This window comes from Alteromonas abrolhosensis (genome assembly GCF_001953635.1).
In the GTDB taxonomy this organism is placed as follows: domain Bacteria; phylum Pseudomonadota; class Gammaproteobacteria; order Enterobacterales; family Alteromonadaceae; genus Alteromonas; species Alteromonas abrolhosensis.
The window spans coordinates 42,970-68,683 of the sequence record NZ_MEJH01000007.1; the positions used below are offsets into that span (position 1 = coordinate 42,970).

The 25,714-nt window shown below is 44.0% G+C and carries 23 protein-coding genes; 14 read left to right on the forward strand and 9 right to left on the reverse strand.

What is annotated here, in order from left to right:
• The first annotated feature begins 279 nt into the window (after positions 1-279).
• The 6 genes from BGK61_RS11760 (at position 280) to BGK61_RS11785 (ending at position 7,417) form a co-directional block, all read left to right on the forward strand.
• Entirely contained in the window at positions 280-687 is a 408-nt protein-coding gene (locus tag BGK61_RS11760) for a MerR family transcriptional regulator (protein ID WP_014949161.1), read from the forward strand.
• Complete coding sequence (locus BGK61_RS11765) at positions 684-1,853, forward strand: isovaleryl-CoA dehydrogenase (protein WP_076011101.1); 1,170 nt, start codon at positions 684-686, stop codon at positions 1,851-1,853. Before BGK61_RS11760 ends, BGK61_RS11765 begins: the two co-directional genes overlap by 4 nt.
• A 241-nt stretch (positions 1,854-2,094) precedes the next feature.
• Positions 2,095-3,702: a carboxyl transferase domain-containing protein gene (locus BGK61_RS11770; protein ID WP_076011102.1), complete on the forward strand. Its 1,608-nt coding sequence runs from the start codon at positions 2,095-2,097 to the stop codon at positions 3,700-3,702.
• A gap of 11 nt (positions 3,703-3,713) precedes the next feature.
• Positions 3,714-4,514 (forward strand): enoyl-CoA hydratase/isomerase family protein, encoded by an 801-nt coding sequence (locus tag BGK61_RS11775; protein WP_076011103.1) that lies wholly within the window; start codon positions 3,714-3,716, stop codon positions 4,512-4,514.
• A complete protein-coding gene (locus tag BGK61_RS11780) occupies positions 4,504-6,516 on the forward strand; it encodes an acetyl/propionyl/methylcrotonyl-CoA carboxylase subunit alpha (protein WP_076011104.1) in 2,013 nt (670 codons plus the stop codon). The genes BGK61_RS11775 and BGK61_RS11780 overlap by 11 nt, the downstream gene beginning before the upstream one ends.
• 4 nt (positions 6,517-6,520) lie before the next feature.
• Positions 6,521-7,417: a hydroxymethylglutaryl-CoA lyase gene (locus tag BGK61_RS11785; protein WP_076011105.1), complete on the forward strand. Its 897-nt coding sequence runs from the start codon at positions 6,521-6,523 to the stop codon at positions 7,415-7,417.
• Positions 7,418-7,533: 116 nt separating this feature from the next.
• On the opposite strand, the gene BGK61_RS11790 is transcribed toward BGK61_RS11785, so the two are convergent.
• Both BGK61_RS11790 and BGK61_RS11795 read right to left on the reverse strand, forming a co-directional pair.
• Positions 7,534-8,688, reverse strand: a complete 1,155-nt coding sequence (locus BGK61_RS11790; RefSeq protein WP_076011106.1) for an MFS transporter — start codon at positions 8,686-8,688, stop codon at positions 7,534-7,536.
• 74 nt (positions 8,689-8,762) lie between these two features.
• A complete protein-coding gene (locus BGK61_RS11795; protein ID WP_076011107.1) occupies positions 8,763-9,296 on the reverse strand; it encodes an SRPBCC family protein in 534 nt (177 codons plus the stop codon).
• A gap of 705 nt (positions 9,297-10,001) precedes the next feature.
• Here BGK61_RS11795 and glgC point away from each other — a divergent pair.
• Complete coding sequence (glgC, locus tag BGK61_RS11800) at positions 10,002-11,288, forward strand: glucose-1-phosphate adenylyltransferase (RefSeq protein WP_076011108.1); 1,287 nt, start codon at positions 10,002-10,004, stop codon at positions 11,286-11,288.
• Between the two features lie 169 nt (positions 11,289-11,457).
• Here glgC and BGK61_RS11805 read toward each other — a convergent pair whose 3' ends face one another.
• Both BGK61_RS11805 and BGK61_RS11810 read right to left on the reverse strand, forming a co-directional pair.
• Positions 11,458-12,270 carry an alpha/beta fold hydrolase gene (locus tag BGK61_RS11805; RefSeq protein WP_076011109.1) on the reverse strand — a complete coding sequence of 271 codons (813 nt, stop codon included), beginning with the start codon at positions 12,268-12,270 and terminating at the stop codon, positions 11,458-11,460.
• A gap of 71 nt (positions 12,271-12,341) precedes the next feature.
• Positions 12,342-13,664, reverse strand: coding sequence for a spinster family MFS transporter (locus BGK61_RS11810; protein WP_076011110.1), 1,323 nt, complete (start codon positions 13,662-13,664; stop codon positions 12,342-12,344).
• A 169-nt stretch (positions 13,665-13,833) separates the two neighbouring features.
• On the opposite strand from BGK61_RS11810, the gene BGK61_RS11815 reads away from it, so the two are divergent.
• Entirely contained in the window at positions 13,834-14,649 is an 816-nt protein-coding gene (locus tag BGK61_RS11815; protein WP_076011111.1) for an acyl-CoA thioesterase, read from the forward strand.
• A gap of 38 nt (positions 14,650-14,687) precedes the next feature.
• Here BGK61_RS11815 and BGK61_RS11820 read toward each other — a convergent pair whose 3' ends face one another.
• Positions 14,688-15,533: an HDOD domain-containing protein gene (locus tag BGK61_RS11820; RefSeq protein ID WP_076011112.1), complete on the reverse strand. Its 846-nt coding sequence runs from the start codon at positions 15,531-15,533 to the stop codon at positions 14,688-14,690.
• Positions 15,534-16,025: 492 nt separating this feature from the next.
• Here BGK61_RS11820 and BGK61_RS11825 point away from each other — a divergent pair, with 492 nt between their 5' ends.
• Positions 16,026-17,312 carry a glycosyltransferase family 4 protein gene (locus BGK61_RS11825; RefSeq protein ID WP_076011113.1) on the forward strand — a complete coding sequence of 429 codons (1,287 nt, stop codon included), beginning with the start codon at positions 16,026-16,028 and terminating at the stop codon, positions 17,310-17,312.
• A gap of 22 nt (positions 17,313-17,334) precedes the next feature.
• Here the strand turns inward: BGK61_RS11825 and BGK61_RS11830 are convergent, their stop codons facing one another.
• Positions 17,335-17,727 (reverse strand): SufE family protein, encoded by a 393-nt coding sequence (locus BGK61_RS11830; protein WP_076011114.1) that lies wholly within the window; start codon positions 17,725-17,727, stop codon positions 17,335-17,337.
• Between the two features lie 4 nt (positions 17,728-17,731).
• Positions 17,732-18,127 carry a DUF2750 domain-containing protein gene (locus tag BGK61_RS11835; RefSeq protein WP_076011115.1) on the reverse strand — a complete coding sequence of 132 codons (396 nt, stop codon included), beginning with the start codon at positions 18,125-18,127 and terminating at the stop codon, positions 17,732-17,734.
• A gap of 296 nt (positions 18,128-18,423) precedes the next feature.
• Here BGK61_RS11835 and BGK61_RS11840 point away from each other — a divergent pair, with 296 nt between their 5' ends.
• The 5 genes from BGK61_RS11840 (at position 18,424) to BGK61_RS11860 (ending at position 23,562) form a co-directional block, all read left to right on the forward strand.
• Positions 18,424-19,161, forward strand: coding sequence for a heme oxygenase-like domain-containing protein (locus BGK61_RS11840; protein WP_076011117.1), 738 nt, complete (start codon positions 18,424-18,426; stop codon positions 19,159-19,161).
• 179 nt (positions 19,162-19,340) lie between these two features.
• Positions 19,341-20,150 carry an exodeoxyribonuclease III gene (gene xthA / locus BGK61_RS11845; RefSeq protein ID WP_076011118.1) on the forward strand — a complete coding sequence of 270 codons (810 nt, stop codon included), beginning with the start codon at positions 19,341-19,343 and terminating at the stop codon, positions 20,148-20,150.
• A gap of 44 nt (positions 20,151-20,194) precedes the next feature.
• Positions 20,195-20,836, forward strand: coding sequence for an energy-coupling factor ABC transporter permease (locus BGK61_RS11850; RefSeq protein WP_076011119.1), 642 nt, complete (start codon positions 20,195-20,197; stop codon positions 20,834-20,836).
• Positions 20,837-20,947: 111 nt separating this feature from the next.
• On the forward strand, positions 20,948-22,123 hold the full coding sequence (locus BGK61_RS11855; RefSeq protein WP_076011123.1) for an FIST signal transduction protein: 1,176 nt from the start codon (positions 20,948-20,950) through the stop codon (positions 22,121-22,123).
• On the forward strand, positions 22,120-23,562 hold the full coding sequence (locus BGK61_RS11860) for an ATP-binding protein (RefSeq protein WP_076011120.1): 1,443 nt from the start codon (positions 22,120-22,122) through the stop codon (positions 23,560-23,562). Before BGK61_RS11855 ends, BGK61_RS11860 begins: the two co-directional genes overlap by 4 nt.
• Positions 23,563-23,586: 24 nt before the next feature.
• Here BGK61_RS11860 and BGK61_RS11865 read toward each other — a convergent pair whose 3' ends face one another.
• Both BGK61_RS11865 and BGK61_RS11870 read right to left on the reverse strand, forming a co-directional pair.
• Positions 23,587-24,150 (reverse strand): phosphoribosyltransferase, encoded by a 564-nt coding sequence (locus BGK61_RS11865; protein WP_014949139.1) that lies wholly within the window; start codon positions 24,148-24,150, stop codon positions 23,587-23,589.
• Positions 24,151-24,227: 77 nt separating this feature from the next.
• On the reverse strand, positions 24,228-25,538 hold the full coding sequence (locus BGK61_RS11870; RefSeq protein WP_076011121.1) for a lipoprotein-releasing ABC transporter permease subunit: 1,311 nt from the start codon (positions 25,536-25,538) through the stop codon (positions 24,228-24,230).
• Between the last annotated feature and the right edge of the window lie 176 nt (positions 25,539-25,714).

The window sequence follows — 25,714 nt, forward strand, 5'->3', positions numbered from 1 at the left end:
CACCCCTAACAGCTACAACGTCTTGCCTTCACCATGAAAAATTGACGTTAGCAAAATGTTACTTTACCTTAACGTAAAATGTAATTAACGTTAACGTAAACCTGTACTAAGTATGTGTCAACCAAACACTACGTTTTAATATAGCGGTATATAAAACCATCTACCTTAAAACGATAGTGCTATTGCAATGACACACAACCTACTACAGAGAATTTAATTACAAAGACACCCACGTTAAAACTAGGGTGTTAAACAGCGCTGAAATACAAGGTACGTGTAATGAGCAAGTACGACGACGAAACAACATATGCAATAGGCGAACTCGCTCGAGAGTTTGACATTACTCCTCGTTCAATTCGTTTTTACGAAGAACAAGGCCTAATGTCACCGTCAAGAACGGGACAGAATCGCGTTTATCTGAACAAAGATAGAGTGCGCTTAAAGCTAATCTTGCGAGGAAAACGACTTGGATTTTCCCTTGCTGAAGTCAAAACACTGTTCGACATGTACGACACTAACCCCAATTCGGCTATTCAGTTAGAAGCCATGCTTGAAATGACTGAACAAAAAAGAGCGGTGCTTAAACAGCAGCTAGAAGATATCCAGATGTTAATGACTGAACTGGATGATGTTGAAGCACGTTGCCGTGAAGAACTAGCAGAACTCAAACGAGGAAATATCGCATGAACACCTCCTACCCTACTTTAAATTTTGGACTTGGCGAAGACATCGAGATGTTACGTGATCAGGTCTATCAATTTGCACAAAATGAGATTGCTCCTCTTGCTGAACAAGCAGACGCAGATAACCAATTCCCGAACCAATTGTGGAAAAAACTTGGCGATATGGGCCTGTTAGGCGTTACTGTTTCAGAGCAATACGGAGGCTCTGATATGGGCTACCTTGCGCATACTATCGCGATGGAAGAAGTTAGCCGCGCATCAGGTGGTATCGGTTTGAGCTATGGCGCACATTCGAATCTTTGTGTTAACCAGATCTTCAAAAACGGTAACGATGCCCAGCGTGAAAAGTACCTGCCTAAGTTAGTAAGCGGTGAACACATTGGTGCACTGGCAATGAGCGAGCCTAATGCAGGTTCGGATGTTGTTAGTATGAAGTTGAAAGCTGAAAAACGCGGCGACAAATACATCCTAAACGGCAATAAGATGTGGATCACAAACGGTCCTGATGCACATACCTTTGTTATCTACGCGAAGACCGACCCTAACGCGGGTCCACGAGGGATCACAGCGTTTATCGTAGAACGCGACTTCCCCGGCTTTAGCCGCGCACAGAAACTCGACAAACTTGGTATGCGCTCATCTAATACCTGTGAATTAGTATTCGAAGATTGCGAAGTACCAGCTGAGAACATTCTTGGCAAAGAAGGCGAAGGCGTTCGCGTACTCATGAGCGGCCTAGATTATGAGCGCCTTGTTTTGTCAGGTGGCCCGCTGGGCATTATGCAATCGTGCATGGATATCGTAGTACCTTACATTCACGACCGTCAGCAGTTTGGCCAATCAATTGGTCAATTTCAGCTAGTACAAGGCAAAGTAGCTGACATGTATACCCAAATGAATGCTGCACGCGCGTATGTTTACACCGTTGCACAATCATGCGATCGCGGTGAAACAACGCGAAAAGATGCGGCTGGCGCTATCCTTTATTCCGCGGAACTAGCAACCAAAATGGCGCTGGATGCTATTCAGCTACTTGGCGGTAATGGCTACATCAACGAGTACCCGACGGGACGCTTATTACGTGATGCCAAGCTTTATGAAATTGGCGCGGGAACGTCTGAAATTCGCCGAATGCTTATAGGCCGCGAGCTATTTGACGAATCTAAATAATGTGGGGTTGAGTGTGGAAAGCAGCGTCTTTTGAGACACGAAAAATCAGAAACTCGTGTTTTTAGAGAAAAAAGCAAGACTTCCACCCTAGACCATATTACGCAGATTTACGAAAGCTGAACTAGTAACAGGCTAATGAATTACAAAGACACCCATCTCAGCGAACCCGCTCAGCATGGGTGTCTTGCTAACTAGTGGTTAACGCGACAGCCGTCGCCTATGCCCAACACAAGGAGGGGTTATGCCCGTTCTTCGCTCAAATATAAATACGAAATCTGAAACATTTATCGCAAATGCCGAACACATGCAGGCTCAGGTAAATGATCTCCTCGAAAAAATCGAACAAATTTGCCAAGGTGGCGGTGAAAAAGCAGCTGAGCGCCACGTGTCTCGAGGAAAACTTCTACCTCGCGATCGAATCAATGCACTGATTGACCCAGACACGCCCTTTCTGGAAATAGGCCAACTGGCAGCGTGGGAAGTGTATGAAGACTATGTACCTTGTGCCGGAGTCGTTGCCGGTATAGGTATTGTTGCTGGCATTGAGTGTATGATTGTAGCTAATGATGCCACTGTGAAAGGTGGGACGTACTACCCTCTTACTGTGAAAAAGCACCTTCGCGCTCAGACCATCGCAGAGCAAAATAACCTACCTTGTATTTACTTAGTAGATTCAGGTGGCGCTAACTTGCCCCGTCAAGATGACGTATTCCCAGATAGAGAGCACTTTGGTCGCATCTTTTTTAATCAAGCGAATATGTCTGCTAAGAATATCCCTCAAATTGCGGTAGTAATGGGTTCCTGTACAGCCGGTGGTGCTTATGTTCCCGCCATGGCTGATGAAAGCATTATCGTTAAAGAACAAGCAACTATTTTTCTAGGCGGCCCACCGCTTGTTAAAGCTGCAACAGGTGAAGTAGTTACCGCAGAAGAGCTTGGCGGTGGTGACGTTCATACTCGAATTTCGGGTGTTGCCGACCATCTCGCTAACAACGACCACCACGCACTTTCATTAGCGCGTAATGCTGTCTCCAGACTAAACAGAAAGAAGCCAGAATGCCTGGACGTGGCCGAGGTAAAACCTCCACGCTACGACACCAAAGAAATATACGGCATTGTGCCTGCTGATAGTCGTCAGACATACGATGTAAGAGAAATCATAGCGCGTATTGTGGATGATTCAGACTTTGATGAATTCAAACCGCTTTACGGCACAACCTTAGTTTGTGGTTTTGCGCGCATTTTCGGTTTCCCTGTAGGCATTGTGGCTAACAACGGCATACTTTTCGGTGAAAGCGCGCTTAAAGGTGCGCATTTTGTCGAACTATGCGCCATGCGAAAAATCCCTCTCGTGTTTTTGCAAAACATCACAGGCTTTATGGTCGGTAAGCAATACGAGCACGGCGGTATCGCAAAACACGGTGCAAAAATGGTAACCGCTGTAGCATGTGCGAATGTACCAAAGCTCACTGTCCTTATCGGCGGCAGTTTCGGTGCAGGTAACTACGGCATGTGCGGTAGAGCCTATGACCCACGCTTCCTTTTCATGTGGCCAAACGCTCGAATCTCTGTAATGGGTGGTGAACAAGCTGCTGGCGTTCTCGCTCAGGTTAAGCGCGACCAAAAAGAGCGCTCAGGCGAGACATGGTCGGAAGAAGAAGAAAAGGCATTTAAACAACCTGTCATCGACACTTACGAAAAACAAGGGCATCCATACTATGCGTCTGCAAGGCTTTGGGATGATGGTGTTATTGACCCTGCGGATACTCGGTTAGTGCTTGGCCTATCGCTTTCAGCGACACTCAACAAGCCTATCGAAGACACCCAATTTGGCATATTTAGAATGTAGGAGTGCAGGTAATGGAACAATCAGTTATTTACAGCGTAGATGAAAGAAACATTGCCACTGTTACTTTAAACAGAGCTGAAAAACATAATGCCTTTGACGACGAAATGATAAACGAGCTTACTCGCGTTTTTAAAAAAGCGGGGGAGGATAAAAGCGTTAGGGCACTAATCCTAAGAGCTGAAGGCAAAAGTTTCAGTGCCGGGGCAGATCTTAACTGGATGAAAAAAATGGCCAGTTATACCGAAGCGCAAAATGAAAGTGACGCACTTGCATTAGCAACCATGCTGCAGACGCTTTATAAAATGCCGAAGCCCACAATAGCAAGAGTACAAGGCGCAGCTTTTGGCGGTGCTGTTGGTTTAATTGCATGCTGCGATATTGCTATTGGAAGCAAGCTCAGTAAATTTTGCTTAAGTGAAGTTAAAATTGGCCTTATTCCAGCAACTATCAGCCCTTATGTGGTAGAAGCAATGGGCGCACGAGTATGCCGACGCTACTTCCAGACCGCTGAAGTATTTTCTGCGCGTAGAGCAAGACGACTTGGACTTTTAAGCGAATCAGTAACAGAAGACGAACTCGATAGCACTATTGACGCCATTTTATCTAACATTCTGAAAAACGGCCCCCAAGCAGTGGCGAAAGCAAAAGACTTAGTGCAATGGGTGTCTACGCAAGAAATTAACGATGCCCTTCTCACAAAGACGAGCAAACTTATCGCACAAGTTAGGACATCTGAAGAAGGTCAAGAAGGTCTGTCAGCCTTTTTAGAAAAGCGCAGTGCTTCATGGGCGGAGGTTAAGAATGATAAATAAATTACTAATTGCAAACCGTGGTGAAATAGCATGCCGCGTTATAAAGACAGCCAACGCTCAAGGTATAAAGACGGTCGCCGTTTACTCTGACGCCGACAAAAATGCCCTTCATGTACAAATGGCTGATGAAGCTGTTTATCTGGGGCCATCTCCATCGAAGGAAAGTTATCTACGAGGCGAGTTGATCATTGAGAAAGCGAAGCAGCTTGGTGTAGACGCTATTCACCCAGGCTATGGCTTTCTCTCAGAAAATGCTGAGTTTGCGAATCTATGCGCCAAAAACAATGTTATCTTCGTAGGACCACCAGCATCTGCAATTGAAGCGATGGGGTCTAAGTCTGCCGCCAAACACATTATGGAAAAAGCAGGTGTTCCTTTGGTCCCGGGCTATCACGGCGACGATCAAAGTGAAGCGGTATTAAAAGGTGCTGCCGATGAAATGGGCTACCCTGTGCTATTAAAAGCCGCTGCTGGTGGTGGCGGTAAGGGCATGCGCCAAGTGTGGAGTGAAAAAGAGTTTTCTCAAGCATTAAACGCAGCCAAACGTGAATCTATGGCGAGCTTTGGTGACGACCACATGCTGGTTGAAAAGTACCTGACGCGTCCTCGTCACGTTGAAATTCAAGTTTTCTGTGACACCCATGGTAACGGCGTATACCTTTTTGAACGTGACTGTTCGGTTCAACGCCGACACCAAAAGATTATTGAAGAAGCCCCTGCCCCCAATATGTCTGAGTCAGTGAGAGAAAAAATGGGTGAAGCGGCTATACTCGCGGCGAAAGCCATTAACTATGTGGGTGCGGGAACGGTTGAGTTTTTACTTGATGAAGACGATTCGTTTTACTTCATGGAAATGAATACACGCTTGCAAGTAGAGCATCCTGTGACAGAAATGATCACCCGTGAGGACTTGGTTCACTGGCAATTAACTATTGCCGAAGGAAAGCCCCTTCCTAAACAACAAAATGAACTCACCTTAACAGGCCACGCATTCGAAGCGCGCATTTATGCCGAAGATCCAAACAACGAGTTTCTACCTTCTACCGGCACACTGTGCCTTTTACGCACGCCAAAAGAAAATGACGTAGTTCGCGTTGATACAGGTGTTGTTGAAGGTGATGAGGTAAGCGTTTTTTACGACCCTATGATTGCCAAGCTTGTGGTTTGGGGAGAGAACCGTGAGATAGCGCTCAAGCGCCTAATTAGTGCATTGGGTGACTACTACGTTGACGGTGTAAGCACAAATATCGACTTCTTAAAGCGTGTCGCTACCCACCCAGCATTTGTTGCTGCTGAGCTAACAACTACATTTGTAGAGAAACACCATGATTCGTTGTTTAGCGCGATAAGTGAGGATACAGCTAGCGATGAAATCCAAGCTAGCCTTCCTGCGATGGCATTACTTTCACTTTTAAATAGAAAAGTTTCCACAAGTAATAAGACCCCATCTGTGTGGTCAACTGCAGGTGCATGGCGCGCTAACGCAAATCATACAGAAACTCTTACATTGCTTTCCAACCAAGAAGAAGTGCATGTTGAGGTTAAGCACCTCTCAGCGAAACATGTCTGGGAACTAACTGTAGGCGAAAAAACTTATATAGTAGACGGCAACCTTGTTGATAGCACTTTGCAAGCAACAATTGATGGGTATAAGTCGACATTTTCGTTTTCAGACAATGATGGTGTGTACACACTCTTCAACAAAGACACCCATGCTAAGTTCAGCGTAATCTCAGCGTCTCTTGGTGATGATAACGATGATAGTGGCGACGCTAATTTCAGTGCTCCGATGAACGGAACCATAGTGGCGCATTTGGTCGAGAAAGGAGTACAGGTCAAAAAAGGCGAGCCCATATTGGTTATGGAAGCGATGAAAATGGAGCACAGTATCATTGCACCGCACGATGGTTCAGTGGAAGAGTTCTTTTTCAATCCCGGTGAATTAGTTGACGGTGGCGCCACACTTTTAGCATTTTCAGCGAAAGAAACTTCAGAGGTCTGATGTAATGTTTCCACAAGAAGTAAGTATCGTTGAAGTTGGTCCGCGAGACGGTCTTCAAAATGAAAAACAGGCGTTAAGTGCTGCGCAGAAAATCGAGCTGATTAACCTCCTTTCAAATACTGGGGTTCAGCGAATAGAAGCCGGTAGCTTTGTGTCACCCAAGTGGGTGCTACAAATGGCGAACTCTGATGAGGTTTTTAAGGCGCTCAACCCAAATAAAAACATACACTATTCTGCGTTGACCCCTAACCTTAAGGGTTTGGAAGCAGCTATAGAAGCGGGTGTGAAGGAGGTTGCAGTATTTGGCGCAGCCTCTGAATCTTTTTCACAAAAGAACATCAATTGCTCTATAAGTGAAAGCTTGAAGCGCTTTGAAGCTGTGTTTGACATGGCCAATAAAAGCAATATCAAAGTTAGAGGCTATGTGTCTTGCGTGATGGGTTGCCCCTATGAAGGTAATATCGCACCTGCAGCCGTAACCCGAGTGAGTAAAGAGCTGTTGGACATGGGGTGTTACGAAGTATCTCTGGGCGATACTATCGGCGTAGGCACACCAATGTCAACAAAACTGCTATTAGATGACGTGTTGAAAGAAATTGACGTCAGCAAAGTTGCCGCCCATTTCCATGACACTTATGGCCAAGCGCTGGTGAACTTATACACTGCCCTTGGATATGGCATTTCAACCATTGATTCGGCTGTTGCTGGACTTGGGGGCTGCCCGTATGCTAAAGGAGCAAGTGGCAATGTTGCTACGGAAGATGTGCTATATATGTTAGACGGCATGGGGGTTTCCACAGGTATCAACATGGAGAAATTACTAGTGGCCTCTGCGTACATCTCTGACGTTTTAGGGCGCCCTCCAGTATCAAAGGCTGCGAACGCCCTTCTGGCCAAATAATAATTGACGGAATGGGTAGATGTGAGTGCATCTACCCTCTTTTATTGAACAGTGCACCAATAGAACGCGAATAGCCAAGAAAACGCCAGCCTTGGTTTATTTGGGGATTACCCCGGTCACTTTTCGTCAGGCAAAATAACGGTAGTCGCCACGGCCAGCAGAAGCATACCCGCCATAATATATACAACCGAAAACGATAAAGCAGGCGCCAAAGTAGCATAAAGTGCTCCAAAAGCTAATAAAATTATCCCGATAGCCGTATTTGAAAAACCTACAAGTTCGGTTCTGTCATGCCCCTCTTTAACATCTAAGCTGTAAGTTTTTCTACCCGTTCTCACACCAGCGTGGGCCACAGATAATACGAAAAATAAAAGCGCTGAGGTAACGATTGAGGATGTTTGCCAAAACAATAGCCCAACACAAGCGCCTAGTGCTAACAGGCCCGATAATCGAAGCGTTAGCTTTGCGCTTTTATCGGCGATCTTGCCCCAAATAATTGATGAAAGTAGTGCAGCAGTCGCCTCTGCGCCAATATAAATAGGTAATAGCTCTTTTACGTCTCCATTTCTTTCAATCATAAAATAAGGGGCTACCAATGCAGAGTGTACAAATAACCCTCTAACAAAAATGAATTTGTATATAGTGGTGTCGAAATTTATGCTAAACGTATTCTCTGGACTGTCTTCTACTTCCACCCTAGTCTTGATTGGCCATACGCATATCAAGGTTAAAATAAAAGCCAGCATACTCGCGCACAGTACAACTAACAGGATATTAGAAGTGAGAGCGCCGTCATAAATTACAAGTGGTATAGCGATGACAAGTGTAACCACACCGGAAACCGTAGAGGCGACTCCGATTAAGTTACCTCGCTCCCCTTTTTTGGCTGCATCGGCCTCCATATCTTTTACTGTTAACGAACAAGCGGAGCGTCCAAGGCTCAATAAAACCAGCGAGGCAAGAACTAGTATTCCCGCTATGAAGCCAGAAAATAAAATGACAGAAAGTAGCATGCCAACCACTGAAAAAACTTGTGTGATCATGCCAATGCGCCAAACGATGTGCCGCTGTGCATGCTTTCTTAAACAAATACTAATGAGTACTTGAGGAAGAAGAGCGCCCGACTCTCTTATAGGTACTAACCAACCTATCATCCAAACCGGAGCACCTACACTTACGAGCAGTGCTGTCAACGTTGTTTTTGCAGAGATTAAAAGGTCAGCAAGCTTATTTAGCGACAAGCCTGCAATAAGTAGTTTTTTTTGTTTCATAGACGATTGAAGCACCGCAATTTATTGAGCTTTTTACGGTGCTTTCATTTAATCAGATCGGAAAAGTTTGTGCGCTACCCACCATTTTCAACAAGCGTTTTAAGGTTTTCTAGTCCCATCTCAAAATCAGGACCGATCATGCTGTCCATCATCAAAGCAAAATATTTGTTAATGGGGTTATTGTCTACCGCCCCTTCATCTCGCCAAGTTACAACAGACCCGTTTGTTGTGGATTCTATTTCTACAACACCCGACGAGCCCATATCGAAATCGGGAAAATATAAACGATAAGCAACTCGTTTATTGTGCTCTAATTGCGTGATCTCCATTTCGCCATTTCCCTCGGTCTCACTTAACCATTCAGAACGCATACCGATTGCTCTATCAGGTCCTGAGTAGTCAAGTTTCATGTTAGGGTCGCGCTTAAACCATACCCCCCATTTTTTCCACTCTTTTAAATCGACGATGAAGGGATATATTTCTGATGGCTGTGCATCAATAGTAATTGTTCTTTCAACGCTGTAGTCTTTTGGAATAAAAAAGCTTGCCACTATAAATAATACAATGACGACACCAATAACCATTAAAAGTTTTTTCAATGCTCCCATCTGCGACTCCAAAATCAAATTGACCTCTCAAATATAACATTTAATTAACATTTGTCACTTAAAGTTCTTTCGCTTTCGATCGTAGCGTTGACGTTAGATAGCCACCCATCCCATCATGTTCGCGGAAATTGATAACATTTTTAGCAAGACACTTTAGCGTTATGGCACTGCACATTGGCTTAGCTTGCTGTGCTGAAGGCTTTTATCAACTAGCCATAGGCAACGTGCATATTTTGAAAGAAACCTTAGCACTTACGCACAACGCAAACTCAATGAGAAGTAAAGCAACTTTCCAGAATGCTATCAAAAAGTGTTTTTGAAAAATGTCTGTTTAGCGAAACTTTCATAAGTGCATTGGGTACCTTGCTAAGGGGTTTAATCAAGAGTCTCTTTCGTACCTACAAACCCTGAGCAAAGCTTGAGAGGATGTCTTTCTTATAGAGAATAGCTGAAGCGTAAAGCGGATGCCTCTCTAGCAGCAAACCATTGCAATCTCACATAAATTTAAAATAATTTACCAATTCATCACAAAGCGATGAAATCCCGCTGTTATTATAAATTATCTTGTGTAATATGGGTTTAGGTCATCAAGAAAACCTGTTCAACGGGTCTATCATGCATAGCGCAGTCAATCGCAACACTTCGTTTTCTTTTTATATTTCTATCGATACACAGTAGTCGCTTTTTTACAGGAGTTTATAGGAAATGGCAGATCAAAGTTCTCGTTACATCAGTAACCTTACTCGCGATACGTATGCGCTAATTCTCGCGGGTGGTAAAGGTTCTAGACTACACGAGCTCACAAATTGGCGAGCCAAACCGGCACTTTATTTCGGCGGTAAATTTAGAATAATTGATTTTCCGCTTTCAAATTGTGTTAATTCAGGCATTCGACGAATAGGCGTGGTTACTCAATATAAGTCCCATTCACTCATTCGTCATCTCGTCAGAGGTTGGGGTCATTTTAAAAAAGAACTCGGCGAATCTGTTGAAATCCTCCCCGCTTCTCAGCGTTTTTCTGACAGTTGGTACGAAGGGACGGCTGACGCGGTTTTCCAAAACATTGATATCATTCGTGATGAGCTACCAAAATATGTCATGATCCTTTCAGGCGATCATATCTATCGTATGGACTACGGTGATATGTTGGCTAAGCACAAAGAGTCCGGTGCAAAAATGACAGTGTCATGTATGTCTGTGCCACTACAAGAAGCAGCGGGTGCGTTTGGTGTAATGTCAGTCGATGAAAACTACCGTATTAACGGGTTTGAAGAAAAGCCCGCTAACCCTACTCCACTGCCTAACGACCCAACTCGTTGTCTAGCGTCTATGGGCAACTATGTGTTTGATACTGAATTTCTTTTCGAGCAATTACGTGTTGATGCCGAAAACATGGGCTCGCAGCGCGACTTTGGTAAAGACATTATCCCATCAATCATCGCTGATCACCCTGTATATGCCTATCCATTTGAGAAAAGCGGCGAAGATAACGCCTATTGGCGCGATGTTGGTACTATCGATTCATTTTGGGAAGCCAATATGGAAATGGTTGCTCCTGTACCTCAGTTGAACCTATACGATAGAAAATGGCCCATATGGACATACCAAGAACAACTTCCACCAGCAAAATTTGTTTGGGAAGACCACGACAGACGTGGTGAAGCGATTAACTCAGTGGTTTCTGGAGGCTGTATTATTTCAGGCTCTACGCTTCGCTCGTCTATTTGTTTTTCCAATGTACGCGTACATTCCTACGGGCTTATTGAAGACGCTGTTATTCTTCCCGATGTAGAAATTAAACGCCATTGTAAGTTGAAAAAGGTGATTATCGACCGTGGGTGTGTCATTCCTGAAGGTACCACAATTGGTTACGATCACGAGCAAGACAAAGCCCGTGGATTCCGCGTGTCAGAAAAAGGCGTGGTGCTGGTTACGCGAGAAATGTTAGGCCAGCCCGTTGGCGGACTAAGTAAGCCGGGTAAACACGACTAACTCATTATTCGTATCGTAATGGCGAGATTGATTTTAGCGTAAAAACGTTTAAATCAATCTCAGCTCTTTAAATTAGCCCTTTAACTTAGCCTACTATGCTTAAAGGACTGTTTCGCAATTCAAAGGCTTACGTTTAGACCAAAATAATCACGCCATCAATCAACAAGCCCTAATTTGCCTCATTATTCCACTGCGTTAACGTACGCTCAATAAAGCTTGCAACCTGTTCAGGATGCTCTAGCGGAAACATGTGCCCACCGTCGAGCACACAGTGTTCAATAGCATTATGCTTCATAAGGCGTGAGTACATTTCTGGCTTACATACCTTACTCTTGCTCCCTGTAGCCAATACAGCCGGGCATTTGAGCTTCCCTTTATACTTAGCCAAATTATGGGGAACGTTGCGAAACAAATCAGCTTCTACATCAGCTCGAAATGTCAGTGAAATGTTGTCTCCATTTAGCGCTGTGACAGACTTTACATAATCGCGCACGCATCGTTTATCCATATCTCTAAACAATGCTTTGCCGTGAAAGTACGCCACCATATCTGTATTGCTCGGCCAACTGGTATTGCGCGTTTGGGCCAGTTTAGCTGGTGTTAACTTATTAATTAAAGGCGTGTGTTTCGCAAATTTAAAAAAGTAACTCAAAGGGCCAACTACGAGCGGAGGATCAAATAAAATAATGCCTCTGAAAAGCTCTGGCGCTTCGCATGCCGCCATATAGGTGATGACTGCACCAAACGAATGCCCAATGCCAAACACGCCTCGTGGGTCCTTATTCTCTTTTTTTATGTGCTTGATGAGCTCTTGAACTTGATTGCGCCAGTTACCGTTTACGGGAAGCTGAGGGTCGTGTCCGAAGCGTTCTACATGCAGGCGATTAAAATGGTTCGGTAATGCCGAAAACATCGCGTTATAACTACCGGCAGGAAATCCGTTTGCATGGGCAAAATGAAAACTCAACTCTGAAGGCGACACCGATACACTCCTTTACACTGAAACAACAAAGGGGCTTTAAATCAGCCCCTTAGCATGGAAGATTGATAATACTATAAGCCTCTAGCTTCTGCCATTTCCCAGTCTTTCACAATCTTGGTGCTTGTCCATAAAAATACGGCAATTGAAAGCGCGTAAGGAACAACAAGGTAGATGAGTGCTTGTCTTAATGCCTCTGTTTCGCCTAAAGAAGGTACTAGTGCTTGGCTAATAATACCAGTAAGTGTAGGACCACCGCCCAGAGCAATGATGTTCAAAACAAAGAAGAACAGCGCAGTTGACATTGCTCTCACGTTTATAGGCGCAAGGGTCTGTGCCATCGCGAAACTTGGGCCTAAGTAAGAGCCACTAGTAAAAAGCAACAGCGCCATGAGTGCTACTGACATCCACAAATCTTGCACTTGCAAAGACGCGTAAAATGCTGGAACACCAATTATCAGAGCGATGGCAGGTAACAGCGCGTAAGCTTTTTTGTTGTGCTTGCCCCACCTGTCAGCAATATAACCTCCCAGCCAGACGCCTAGTGCATAAGCGGTGCCGTTAATAATTCCAAAGACAATTAGCAATTGTGTAATGTCTAAGCCCGCGAATGCGCGTACATAATAGTCAATGACCCAGGTTGATATGGCATAGTTACCAAAAGAGCCAAAGGAAATACCCAGTGCCATTCCCCACCACGTTGGAATTTTCAGAAGCATCTTGAGCGACGACTTTACACTTGGCTTATTTGCGTCATCTGCACTTGGTAACGAGACCGTTCTCGCTGGCTCCTTAACCGTAAGCTTAAGTAAAATAGCGAGTAACACCCCTGGAATACCCACGCTATACATTACAGTACGCCAGTCAGCAGAACCGCCTTGTAAAAAGAACGCAGAAGCAAAAAACGCTAGCATTACGCCAAAAGGAATGCCCAACGAGTATATAGCTAATGCGCCAGCGCGCTTTTCTTTTGGGAAAAGGTCGGAAATGATACTGTGTGAAGGTGGGCTACCACCCGCCTCACCTATCCCCACACCAATGCGTGCGATAGCTAATTGCATGTAATTGGCGGCCAACCCCGATGCAGCGGTAAAACCACTCCACAGTGTTAACGAGATGGCGATGATATTGACGCGGCTGTACCTGTCGGCAAGCCACGCAATTGGAATCCCCATAACCGTGTAAAGTAGCGCAAAATATATGCCTTTAAGCCAGCCAAGTTGGGCGTCATCTAAACCCAAGTCGGCTTTAATAAAAGGAGATAAGATCCCAATAATTTGTCTGTCTATAAAATTAAAGGCATACACCAAGGTTAATATAAATAGAACATAGTTCCGGTAACTTCTAGATGTTCCCGCTTCTGCAGTGGGAATACCTTCAACATGAGTATGGGCCATAACAGTCCTTTCGAGTGACAATAGCTCAGTCTAAGCACTAGGCAAAAAAATAAACAACTAATTGTTACTTATTTGTTAACATAACGAAAATTTCTAACTGAGGCTTTTCGTTCTATAGCGCTTAAGGTACGATGACAAACACTTAACTCATCAGACCAGATAAACAAATATGACAGTAGATGAATTGCTCAATATTCCTCAATTAGTTCAAACTTCAGAAAACACATGGAAAGTTGATGGGCTAGTCATTCCTAAGACGTGGGGGCAAGGACGAACTGCGTTTGGGGGAATTTCTGCAGGCATGCTTTATACCGCAGTAAAGCAGCAAGTCACTGATAACCGCGTGTTGCGCTCTTTTACTACCAACTTTATTGGCCCTCTATCTCTTGAAGCACCTTTTTCTATTGAAGTAACCCTACTTAGAACGGGTAAGAATGTTTCTCAATTCACTGCTCATGCAACTCAAGATGGCAAGAGCTGTGTTTTTTCACAAGCGTGTTTTGGCATTGCGCGAGACTCAGGTATCTCTGTTGAAAATACAGAAAAGCACGAAATGCCGCAGCCTAATAAGGCAAAGTTTATCCCGCAAATTCCTAAAGTTACGCCCAAATTTTTACGCTACTTTGATTTAGCAATTGAAGATGGCGGCATTCCTTTTACGCGCAGAAAAACCAGCCATTACCATGGGTTTATGCGTTTTAAACAAGCTCCTGAAGCGATTACTGATGCGCATATCATTACCATGATTGATGCTTGGCCGCCCACGCTTTTACAAATGATGAAGTTGCCCGCACCAGCCAGCACGGTAAGCTGGAACTTAGAATTTATCCATCCACATAAGCCGGTGAGCCCAACAGATTGGTTCGCTTACAAAGCACACACCAGACAAGCGGCTGACGGTTACGGACATACTGAAGCAACTATTTGGGACAAAGACAACGAAGTGATTGCCATTAGCAGACAAACCGTAGCGATTTTTGATTAATCGCTACGGCTTTAAGGACAGGCATTACAGTCTTTAAACTAGTACAACATAAACGCGTTAGGGTTAAACAGGGAAATAACCGAAATACACTGCAGGTTGGTTATATCTAGCGCGTCTTCCAAATCCTCGCGATTAAGCGACAACGCCTCATGCAATTCTGGTTTCAAGTTATGGTAGCTGGGGTATATTTCAGGGTTTACATTATCGAGCGCCAGCACGTAAGAAAGCTGGAGAATTTTCTCATCTATTGAACTCGCCGACTCTTCGCCTTTATGAATATTAGCAATAGGTGTGTAGATAGAGCTTGGGATTCCCCATTTTTCAATCAACCTTGCTGATAAATCCGCGTACGTAAAACCTAACACGCCAAGCTGAAGCTCTGCAGGACTTACTCTAGTATTGAATGCCTGACAGCGAGTTGCAGATTCTGGTAACACAGAGACCGTTACAAGCTCGCCTATATTGTGCAATAGGCCAGCAACAAAAAGTCGCTCTGGTTCACGAATATTGCGCATATCAGCGAAATACTTGGCTAGAAGGCCGCACGACACACTTTGTTCCCAAAACTTGTCGAGATCGATTCGCTGTCCATCCACATCGCTGAAAGCTTGGCTAACGCCATAGGCCAGCGCCAAATCGTAGGTGGAACGGGTACCCACCACTTGAATCGCCCTGGTTACTGTATCTATCTTGTTGGGGAAACGGTAGAGCGCAGAGTTAGCTACTCTTAACAGTTGAGTTGCCAGTGACGGGTCAAAAGCAATAATATCGCCAATGTCGTCAATGCTTGAAGCTTCATCGTCCATACAAGCTTTAAGTCGTGTTACCGAGTCCGGTAAAACAAAGAGGCTTTCCGCTTTCGAAACTAGTTCATCTAAATTCATTCGTGCACTCTCTTTAATGCCGCCTTTATCAATGTAGCGTTCAAGGCACCTCCATTCGCCTTTTGTCCATTAAGGTATAGGCACAAAAATGTAGTTGGTCAATAAATATCAACTAGTAAAAAAGTATGATTTCTTTACTAATCAGAAAGTTAAACCCAAATTACAAAAACCTTAATACCGCGCTATTCAATAGTTAATGTGAAACTCTGATATTTTTGCCAACCGCGAAACATTCAAGCTACGTCGCTGAGACAACGCGCCGCTCTGTTTTCATCATGTCTTTTAGAGGGGCGTATTATAGCGTTTCACCTTTTTTTACATACTAATAATTCTAGTACACAGAAAAACTTAGGGGAATTACCTATAAGAATTAGAATTTCTAAGGAACAATAGCTTTTGGTAATGACTCAATAAGTTTTATGGTAGCATCTAGTCTCTATTTAGTGTGCCTATTTGGGCTAAATTCTTGAAGCAAAAGTTGTATTTCATTCCATGTTAAATATTGCAGTTATTGGCTACGTGTGGCCTGAGCCAAACTCCTCGGCCGCGGGCCAAAATATGCTTTCTATAATCGAAAGCTGCTTATCAGCCAATTTCAACGTGTCTTTTTTAACTGCCGCCACAGATAGCGAACATAAAGCTGATCTTGCTGCCATGGGCGTGGAGATACACCCTGTCGCACTTAACTGCAGCTCATTTAATAGTTTGATAGAACATATAAAACCAGACGTGGTTATTTTCGATCGTTATATGACTGAAGAGCAATTTTCATGGCGTGTGCGAGAAGCGTGTCCTAACGCACTTCGCGTGTTGAATACAGAAGATTTACACAGCCTGCGTCAGGCAAGGCATCAAGCGGTAAAGCAGTGTGGAGATGCTAGCCTTGCTCAACTAAATAACGAGCTTGCACAACGTGAAATTGCTGCGGTACTTCGAAGCGACCTTACGTTAGTAATTTCAGAAAATGAAATTGATTTATTAACAGAGTACTACGGAGTTCCTAGGCGACAACTGCAATACCACCCTCTAGTTGTTAGAAAAACCATATCGCCTGGATTACCGTTTGAACAGCGAGAGCACTTTGTTCACATTGGCAACTTTCGTCATGAGCCTAATTGGGATGCGGTGCTGCAGTTAAAACAAAGTGTTTGGCCTGCAATACGCAAGTCTTTACCGAAAGCTGAATTACATATTTATGGTGCTTATCCCCCTAAAAAGGCCACGCAACTTCACAATGTGAAACAAGGTTTCTTAGTAAAAGGTTGGGCTGAAAGTGTGGAATCAGTAATGATTAGCGCAAAGGTGCTGATTGCCCCTTTGCGATTTGGTGCAGGCATCAAGGGGAAACTACTCGATGCAATGCGCTGCGCTACCCCAAGCATAACTACGTGGATAGGCGCAGAAGGTATTGTACCGAAAGTCACGAGCAGTTTTGGAAATATCACGAAAGAAAGTGAATCTGACCAATCAGCCATTTGGCCCGGCGCAATCTGCAGTACAGATACGGCAGCCTCAGAGGCTATTCAAGAGTTTGTTACTCAAGCTGTGGACCTTTACAACGATAAGAAAAAGTGGGAAGTGGCAAGCAACATGACGAAAACTGTGCTTAACGCATTTGAAAGCAAACAGCCAGACATGCCCTTAGTTGAAAAGATAGTCACATTAAAACAGACGCTTCAAACGCATAGAAGTGGATTATTTATGCAAAGCTTACTTTGGCATCAGACACTTACTGCAAGTAAATATATGAGTCAGTGGATAGAAGCGAAGAATAAATAAGGGCTAGCAGTCCACTTAGCGACTAGATACCCTTTAATTTTGATATCACTGACTTAATACCATTTCCGCGGGATTGGCTTAAATAGCGTTCCAACTGACAGCGAGACAAGTATTGTTCAAAGTCAAATTCACTGCGCTGTTGTGCCGTTAACGCGTTAGCTTTTTCCAACAGTACCGCCAGCACGCCGCGGATAACCTTACTTGGCGAGTAAGCCATTAAGCTGTCTTGCTCATCTGAATACGCTAACCATACTGGGCTTTCGCATCCTTCCACTTCCGTTTTTTCAGTGCGTTTGTCTAGCGAAAGCGGCTTAAGCGATTTACCCGCAAGCATAAGCGTACGGGTAAAGGCATCCCATCCTTTCGCGTCAGCTAAAGATGAAGCCAAAGGAAGTAAAGCTTCGTCCGAACTCATAATCTTAGCTATCGCTGAGTTCAGCCGCTAAGTCTTCGGCAGTCATTACTAAATTTTCAACATCACTTGTTGTAGGGAACATAACGAGCTCAACGCCGTTTTTAGTAAGGCCGGGTAACCAAGTTTGCGTAAACTCATCAAGTGCTACATTTACGCACTGACCTTCAATTTCATTAATATCTACGAACTTCTGAGCCAAATCTCGATGCGGGAATACAGGGAGTTGAACGCTTTCACCACCTTCGAACATAACGAAACCTTCGCTGCCTTGGATCATCCAAATTTCGTTTGCTTTTGCAATGTAGCTTACAACAAGCTCCTGTCGGTCTTCTGCATTAAGCTTCATCGCCTGTTCAATGACTACATCGCTTAACTTGTCTGCAATTGTTTCTGGAAACACTTAATTTCACCTATCTCAAATTTTGCGGCAAGTATACCCTCACCAGTTACGGGCGCAATGCAATGCGCGAAAAAACTCACGTTTGCTTTCAACTAAAAGAAAGTATACACAATAAGACCGCCATGCTTATTGCTCTACCCCCTACAGACAGCCTGGAAGTGACCCCCACGTTAACCGTCCTATATATGAAGTGTGCAATATATTTACGATTTAATTCCCGTTACAAAGGCACCCGTGATAAAGTTAAAACACACCATCAAAAGCTCAAAAAACTACAACGCAAAGATCTTTAACTCATGCGCAATCTATTTACAGCCCTTAAGCAAGACACCCATGCAAACCACGCCATTTTGGAAAACACGTTTCCCTTTTCGATGTACCACAAAGACAGCGTGTTTAATGATGAGGATTACCTTGCCATTCTTAAGATTATGAGGGTTTTTCACCAAACAACAGTGGAAGCAGTAGAACAGGCTGTATTACAAAACCCAGCGATTGGCCGCGTCGCATCAATGATCAACAGAGAAGAAGTTCTATTAGCACTTAGCAATGACACCCGTGCGTTGTCATCCTTGACACTACCTACAGATGCATTTAGCAAAGCCCCCCACCCAAACGCGTATAACCCCCTTTCTCCTGTGGGTAGTAGTAATAATGAAGAAGTTGCAACGCTCAACCTTAACACTAAGGATTCGTGCTTTAACTTCAACACCGCCACCAGCCAAGCCATTGCCGCCATTTATGTGTGGCTAGGTTCGTCAATGGGCGCGAATATTATAGTTAGAAGGTTAGAAGCGTCGGCGTTAAATATTCCTACCGAGTATTATCAGGCGATGTCAGGGTGTGCTAAATCATGGGTGTCCTTTAAACAAGAGGTCGAATCACTTTTGACCGAGCTTGGTTTAGATAATGAACGCTTTGTCTCAGACACAGTAAAAGACGCTAATACGTGGTTTGAGTTTTTGATATCACTTGGAAGTAACACCTCGACTAACCCAACACTGGTGCGCCATGAAACCGAGCGTGAACTATAGACGTGAATAGTTTTACGCTCTCGAAAGTAACCGTGCCACCGCACTAGCTCCCTCTTAGCTATAAATAAACTTAATCTAGCCAATCGGCTGAATGCATTACAATAATGGCAAAACGCCGTTAAGCGGTCGTCAGGTTTCTGGTAAACTCAATTCAAATTTGAAACAACTACAAAAAAAGCATGAAAGTAATCTCATTTAATATAAACGGCATTCGCGCCCGCTTGCACCAACTTCAGGCAGTTATCGACGCCCACCAGCCAGATATTATTGGCTTACAGGAAATAAAAGTTCACAACGAGCAGTTTCCAGTGGAAGCTGTTGAGGCCATGGGTTATCACGTCTATTTTCACGGCCAAAAAAGCCACTACGGCGTTGCATTTCTGGCAAAAAAAGAGCCTCTTTCAGTATCTATGGGTTTTCCCACTGATGAGGAAGACGCACAACGTCGCATGATCATATTGAAAACCACGGATGATGCAGGCGATCCAGTGACTATATTAAATGGTTACTTCCCTCAAGGCGAAAATGAAAAACACGAAACCAAATATCCAGCTAAGAGAAAGTTTTATAAAGACCTAATGACCTATTTAGATGAAAACCACACGCCAGATGACAAGGTAATTGTCATGGGCGACGTGAACATTTCTCATACAGATTTGGACATCGGCATCGGTGAAGAAAACCGCAAGCGTTGGTTAAAAACAGGAAAATGCAGCTTTCTACCTGAAGAGCGCGAATGGTTAAACCGAGTCATTGACTGGGGCTTTGAAGACAGTTTTCGCACACTAAATCCAGAAACCAACGACAGATTTTCATGGTTCGATTATCGTTCGAAGGGTTTCAACGACAATCGAGGCCTTCGCATAGATTTGATATTGGCCACAAAATCGCTCCACGCGAAACTTCATGACGCTGGAATCGATTATGAACTTAGAGGCATCGATAAACCATCTGATCATGCCCCTATATGGGCCGAGTTTAAAGGTTAGACCGCGCTTTTTAGCACCGTTCTGGCCTTAATTAGGGAGTACAAGTGAGTTCACTACAATTGCTAACATTGTTTATTTACGGCGCGTTTCTACTTGGCGCAATTAGACATGTTGACTTCACTCACTTCGCCCGTAACAAGCAGCAGCAACATCTCATTTTTGGAACTGCTGCTTCGCTTTTCGTTCTCTGGTTGTTTAAGGCTGGAATTTTTGAGGGCTTAGATGTTCATTTTCTAGGCCTATCAGTTTTGACCTTAATGCTTGGCTTCAGAAACGCCATTATAGCGTCGTTTTGCGCGCTGCTAGGTGCAAATGCGGTGGGCTATGGGACGTGGGAAAACTTTGGAGTTAACGCTCTGCTAGGCACAGTTCTTCCCATAAGCATAACCTACCTTTTTTATATGCTTTCCTTTCACCGTATCCCTCGACAGCTTTTCGTGTACATTTTTGTATGCGCTTTTTTCCCTGCCGCCCTATCTATTGCGTTAAAAACCCTCTTTCTTGGCGCGTTCTATTACATAGAGGGCACCTATTCTTGGGATATCATCTTTGATAATTACGTCTTGCTTATACCACTTTTGGTATTTCCTGAAGCTTTACTAAACGGCATGGCCATTACTCTTTTAGTTATTTATCAGCCTACTTGGGTGTACACCTTCCACGACAAGTTTTATCTCGACAACTAGGCCTTTACTAACACAGTCCTCTCCTCTCTTACTACACTTCAACTAATGTTTAATAAGCTTTTTCTAATTTCTATCTATTATTAGGGAGTATGGTTGAGTGGTAAGGGCCAAATGTATATTAAAACGTTCTCGGTGAAGTGTGACGATGCATCTGCTATTGCATCTGAAATAAATACATTATTTAGCAAAAATAAACCTTCCTTGGTCATAGGTTACGGCAATGCTGACTTACCGTTTCAGGAACTGCGACAGACACTTAACAACCTTGCGACGCCCTTTTTTGTATCCAGCTCATGCCGGGGAGCTTTACTTTGTGACGAAGGCATTGTTGATGCCGAGTGTAATTTAGCGCTGTTCTGTGTGATTGATGAAGGTGGAGCTTTTGGCGTAGGTAGCGCAGATTCAGTGCAATGTAGCTCATTTGAGGCGGGAGCCAAGGCATTGCAGCACGCACTGGATGATGCAGGGAGACCGTATGAAAGCCCGACATTAATATGGTGTGCGTTACCGCCTGGAGATGAAGAAAAAATACTCGAAGGCTTTGCGAGCGTTGTGGGAACTCAAGTTCCTATTTTCGGAGGTTCAATGGCAGACAACACGGTTTCTGGCAATTGGAACACTATCACAAGAACATCATGTGGCTCACAAACTGTCGCCGTTGCTGTCATGTACCCGTCTACTCCATTGGGATTAAGTTACAGTTCGGGATACAAACCCACCGAGACCGTATTTAAAGCTACCAAAGCCCAAGGGAGGCAAGTTCACCAACTCAACGATTACCGTGCTAGCGCAGTTTACAATGAAGCGACAAGTAACCTTATCGCTAGTCAGTTGGATGGCGGTCAAATTTTGGGTCTAACATCTTCCGCGCCGCTAGGCAGGCCCGTAGCCTTAGACAACGGCGCTGTTAATTACCTTTTATGTCATCCAGATTCTGTAGATGCAAATGGCGCACTACACGTTTTTTCAGAAGTAAAAGAAGGTGAAGAGCTCGTTCTAATGGAAGGGAGCATTTCTAGCCTCATCGCTCGCGCTGAGCGGGTAATCAACAATGCAATTATGCTGTTACCAGAGGGCAAAAAGCCCGTTGGCGTCTTAATGATCTATTGCGCAGGATGCCGCTTAATGGTCGGAGACGAAATCAATTTTATGCTGTACTCATTACAAGAAAAGTTTCCCTCATTACCTATTTGTGGCCCTTTCACGTTTGGCGAGCAGGGGCGCTTTTTAGATGGCAAGAACAGACACGGCAACCTCATGATATCAGCGGTAGTGTTCTCCCAATGAATAAAGATTACGAAAATGTATTAGAAGACCTAGCACTTGTTTACCGACTTAAACAGCAGGCAGAAGCTCACAAAAAAGAAAGTGACGCCTTACTTGAAGGTACTCGAGCACTGCTTACTGCGGAAGATGAGCAAGGCCTTTACAACAAAATGTTTAGCATTTTTAAAGGCCTATACAATTATGAAGTTTGTTTTGTTTTAGAAAATGAAAGTGCCGGTAAGATGAGGTGTATCAACAGTACACACTCCCCTCTACTCAACACGGTGTGGAAAATAGATGACACTCTCTCACGCGCGGTTAAAAGCGAACCGGTAGCGCTTTTCAACATACAACAGCAGCCAACATGGCAGCAACATTTGTGTTTATTTGATAGACCGGTAACTTCTGTTCTCTATTGCCCATTTAAGGTTCATTACCAGCACGCCGTTATCGTATTCTGTCATCAATCATTGGGTTACTACACGCAAGAATACGTCGATATGGCCAATAGATACCGTACCTTCACTGCGCAAATGGCCATGGGGATGCAAGCAAAGCTTATGGCGCTTGAAACCGTGCGGTTAAAAGAAGAAAAAGCACAAGTTGAAAAGAGCCTTATAGATTCAGAAAAAATGGCATCACTTGGGTTATTAGCCGCGGGTGTTGCCCATGAAATTAATAACCCTGTTGCATTTATAAATAGCAACATTCACTTTTTAAGAAACGTACTACCGGCGCTATCGCAGATGCAGGATATCGTTTTGCAGTTAGCTGCTAGTACAAGCGACGATGAAAGGTTTGAAATAGCGGAGGCCGCAAAGCAGTGGCAGGCTCAGAATAGAATCGACTCGTTAAGCGACGAAATTGCTGATATCTGTAGCGAGTCTGAGGAAGGTCTAAATAGAGTTACCGACATTATCACCAGTCTTCGTTCGTTTTCTCATGATGCGGATATTGCTGATGATGAAACCATCAATGTCAACGACTGTATTGCTCATGCCTTGCGACTAGTGAACAGTGAGTTGAAGCACCGAATAAAAATACAACAGCACCTATCTGACGTACCCTTAATAAAAGGAAAAACCGGAAAGTTAAACCAAGTTTTGGTGAACCTGTTTGTGAATGCTGCCCAAGCAATGGAAGACGGCGACAAACTAACCATTTCTTCATTTGAGGATGGAAACAATACAATTGTTTCAGTGAAGGATACAGGCTGCGGAATAGAGAAACACGCTCTTCAAAAGCTCTTTGAGCCCTTTTATACCACTAAGCCGACCGGCAAAGGCACTGGACTAGGACTTTATATTTCTTTTTCAATTGTCGAAGCGATGGGAGGAACAATCAGCGTTGAAAGTGAGGTAAATGTAGGCACCGAGTTTACGTTGACATTTCCGATAAAATTAGCCGACAAAAAAACCGCACAAACGTGCGGTTTAGATACATTTGACAGTAATTCTTAGTCGCTTTTCTTAGCCACTTAGCAATTACTTTTTAAACAGTATGTCCATAACGTCGGCTAGTTCGCCTTTGCCTTCGCGAATTTCTTCTTCCGACAACCCTGCTATTTCATGAGGGAAAACTAACCACTCGTCACTTTCGTTCACGTAGTAATCCGGCACGATATCTGTCGTGTTGTTTTGAGGCTTGTACCATGGGCATGCAATACGAATGTCTTTTGGCATGTTCAAGCGCATCAATTTATTGATTTGCTTAATAAGGGCATCAACACTGCGGCCTGAATCAAAAACATCATCAACAATCAACAACTTGTCATCCGCATTCGCGTTTTCGACCAAATAGTGTAATCCGTGTACGCGGATTTCTTTCGATTGTTTGTTTATTCCATAGTAAGACGATGTACGTACTGCGATATGGTCGGTTGACGTATTTTTAAATTCAAAGAATTCTTGAACCGCGATACCAATGGGAGCACCACCACGCCAGATACCAATAATAAAGTCAGGGCGAAAGCCGTCTTCATACACCTTTGCCGCTAGGCGAAAGGAATCCTGTAGAAGCGATTGCGAGGTGATAAAATTCTTATTCATGACGTCTCACTGGGCAAAATTTAAAAGACCGCGAGTATAGTGAATTTTGCACTAACTTGCACGGTAAATTCAGCGATTTATTCGTTTTGAAGCGCTTGAGATGGTGCAATTTTCATCGCTTTGCGCGCTGGGTATACGCTGGCCAAAACACACAATAACAAAGACAACAAAGTAATGCCTGCGATTTGCACCATATCCATTTCGATAGGCAACCCTCTTCCGTCTGCCGCTAAGGCTAAAGGCGAGCCAACGAGATCTAAAATATTGTTGAGTTGTAGGGTAATTACCACGCCTAAAATTAGTCCAACACCCGCACCTTTAATGCCATTGAATAAGCCATTTAACACAAAAATCCACATTACTGAACTCGGTAACATACCCTGGGTTTGAAGTACTGCGATATCGCCTTGTTTTTCCGTTACCACCATTACCAGTGCAGAAACGATATTGAATGCCGCCACCGCAATAATAAGCAGTAGCATAAGTGTCATCATGTTCTTTTCCATTTTAACCGCATCGAATAGCGGCCCCTGACGCTCTCGCCACGTTCTGATATTGTTTATAGAGACACCCATCTTATCTGTTAATGCACTCACAACCGCTTGGTAATTAAAAGCGTCATCTAAAAATAGCCGAAAGGATTGTTCGCTGCCTTTAGGATCTCGCATTAAACGGTTAACGTCTTCAAGGTTCATATACATCACCTTATCGTCCATCTGTGACCCCATATCGAATACACCCACCACGGTTACAAGCCGTTGACTTGGCATTCTTCCAAACGGTGTATACACACTTGCACCAGCCACCATGACACGCAATCTATCTCCTACTCGTGCTTCAAGTTTTATGGCAAGCGAGCGCCCAATGATCGCTGCAAAACTTCCTTTGGTTAGATCGCTAAATCGCCCCTGCTCCATATGATTTGCAACCAATGTGTGCTCAATCATTACGTCAGGTTGAACACCGTGAACTTGAACGCCACGCAAGTCCGAGCGAGACTGCACTACTGCTTCAGCCTCCCTGTAAGCCATAGTGGCAACAACGCCTTCAATAGGTGTCTCTGAAATTTTCTTTATAGTAAGAGCTTGGTTTTTTTCTGTCGTTTGCGGAGGTGTCTCTGTCACTTCTTGTTCGTTGAATGCCCCATTAGGACTCTCGCTTATGATGGGTGTCTTTGTAATTTCGATATGGGGGACAATGCCTAAGATGCGCTGTTTTAGCTGCCCTTCCAGGCCATTCATCACAGATACAACGATTATAAGCGCCATTAAGCCCAGTGCGATGCCCGCCACTGAAAATCGATTAATAAATGAAACAAAACTGGTTTGGCTTGCTTTGTTAGACTTGGCATAACGATAAGCAATGAATGCAGAAAGAGGATAAAACATAGCGCCTTGCTTTTCAGTAATACGGTAATCTGCCTTACATTTAGCTATGCTTAATGAATGAATAATTCAGATAAGTAGCCCAAAGACGAGATGACGGGTTAACCCCAAAATAGTAAAGTGGGTATACTACGTGTGAACGGTATACTACTTATAAGTTACTAACTGCACAAGAATTA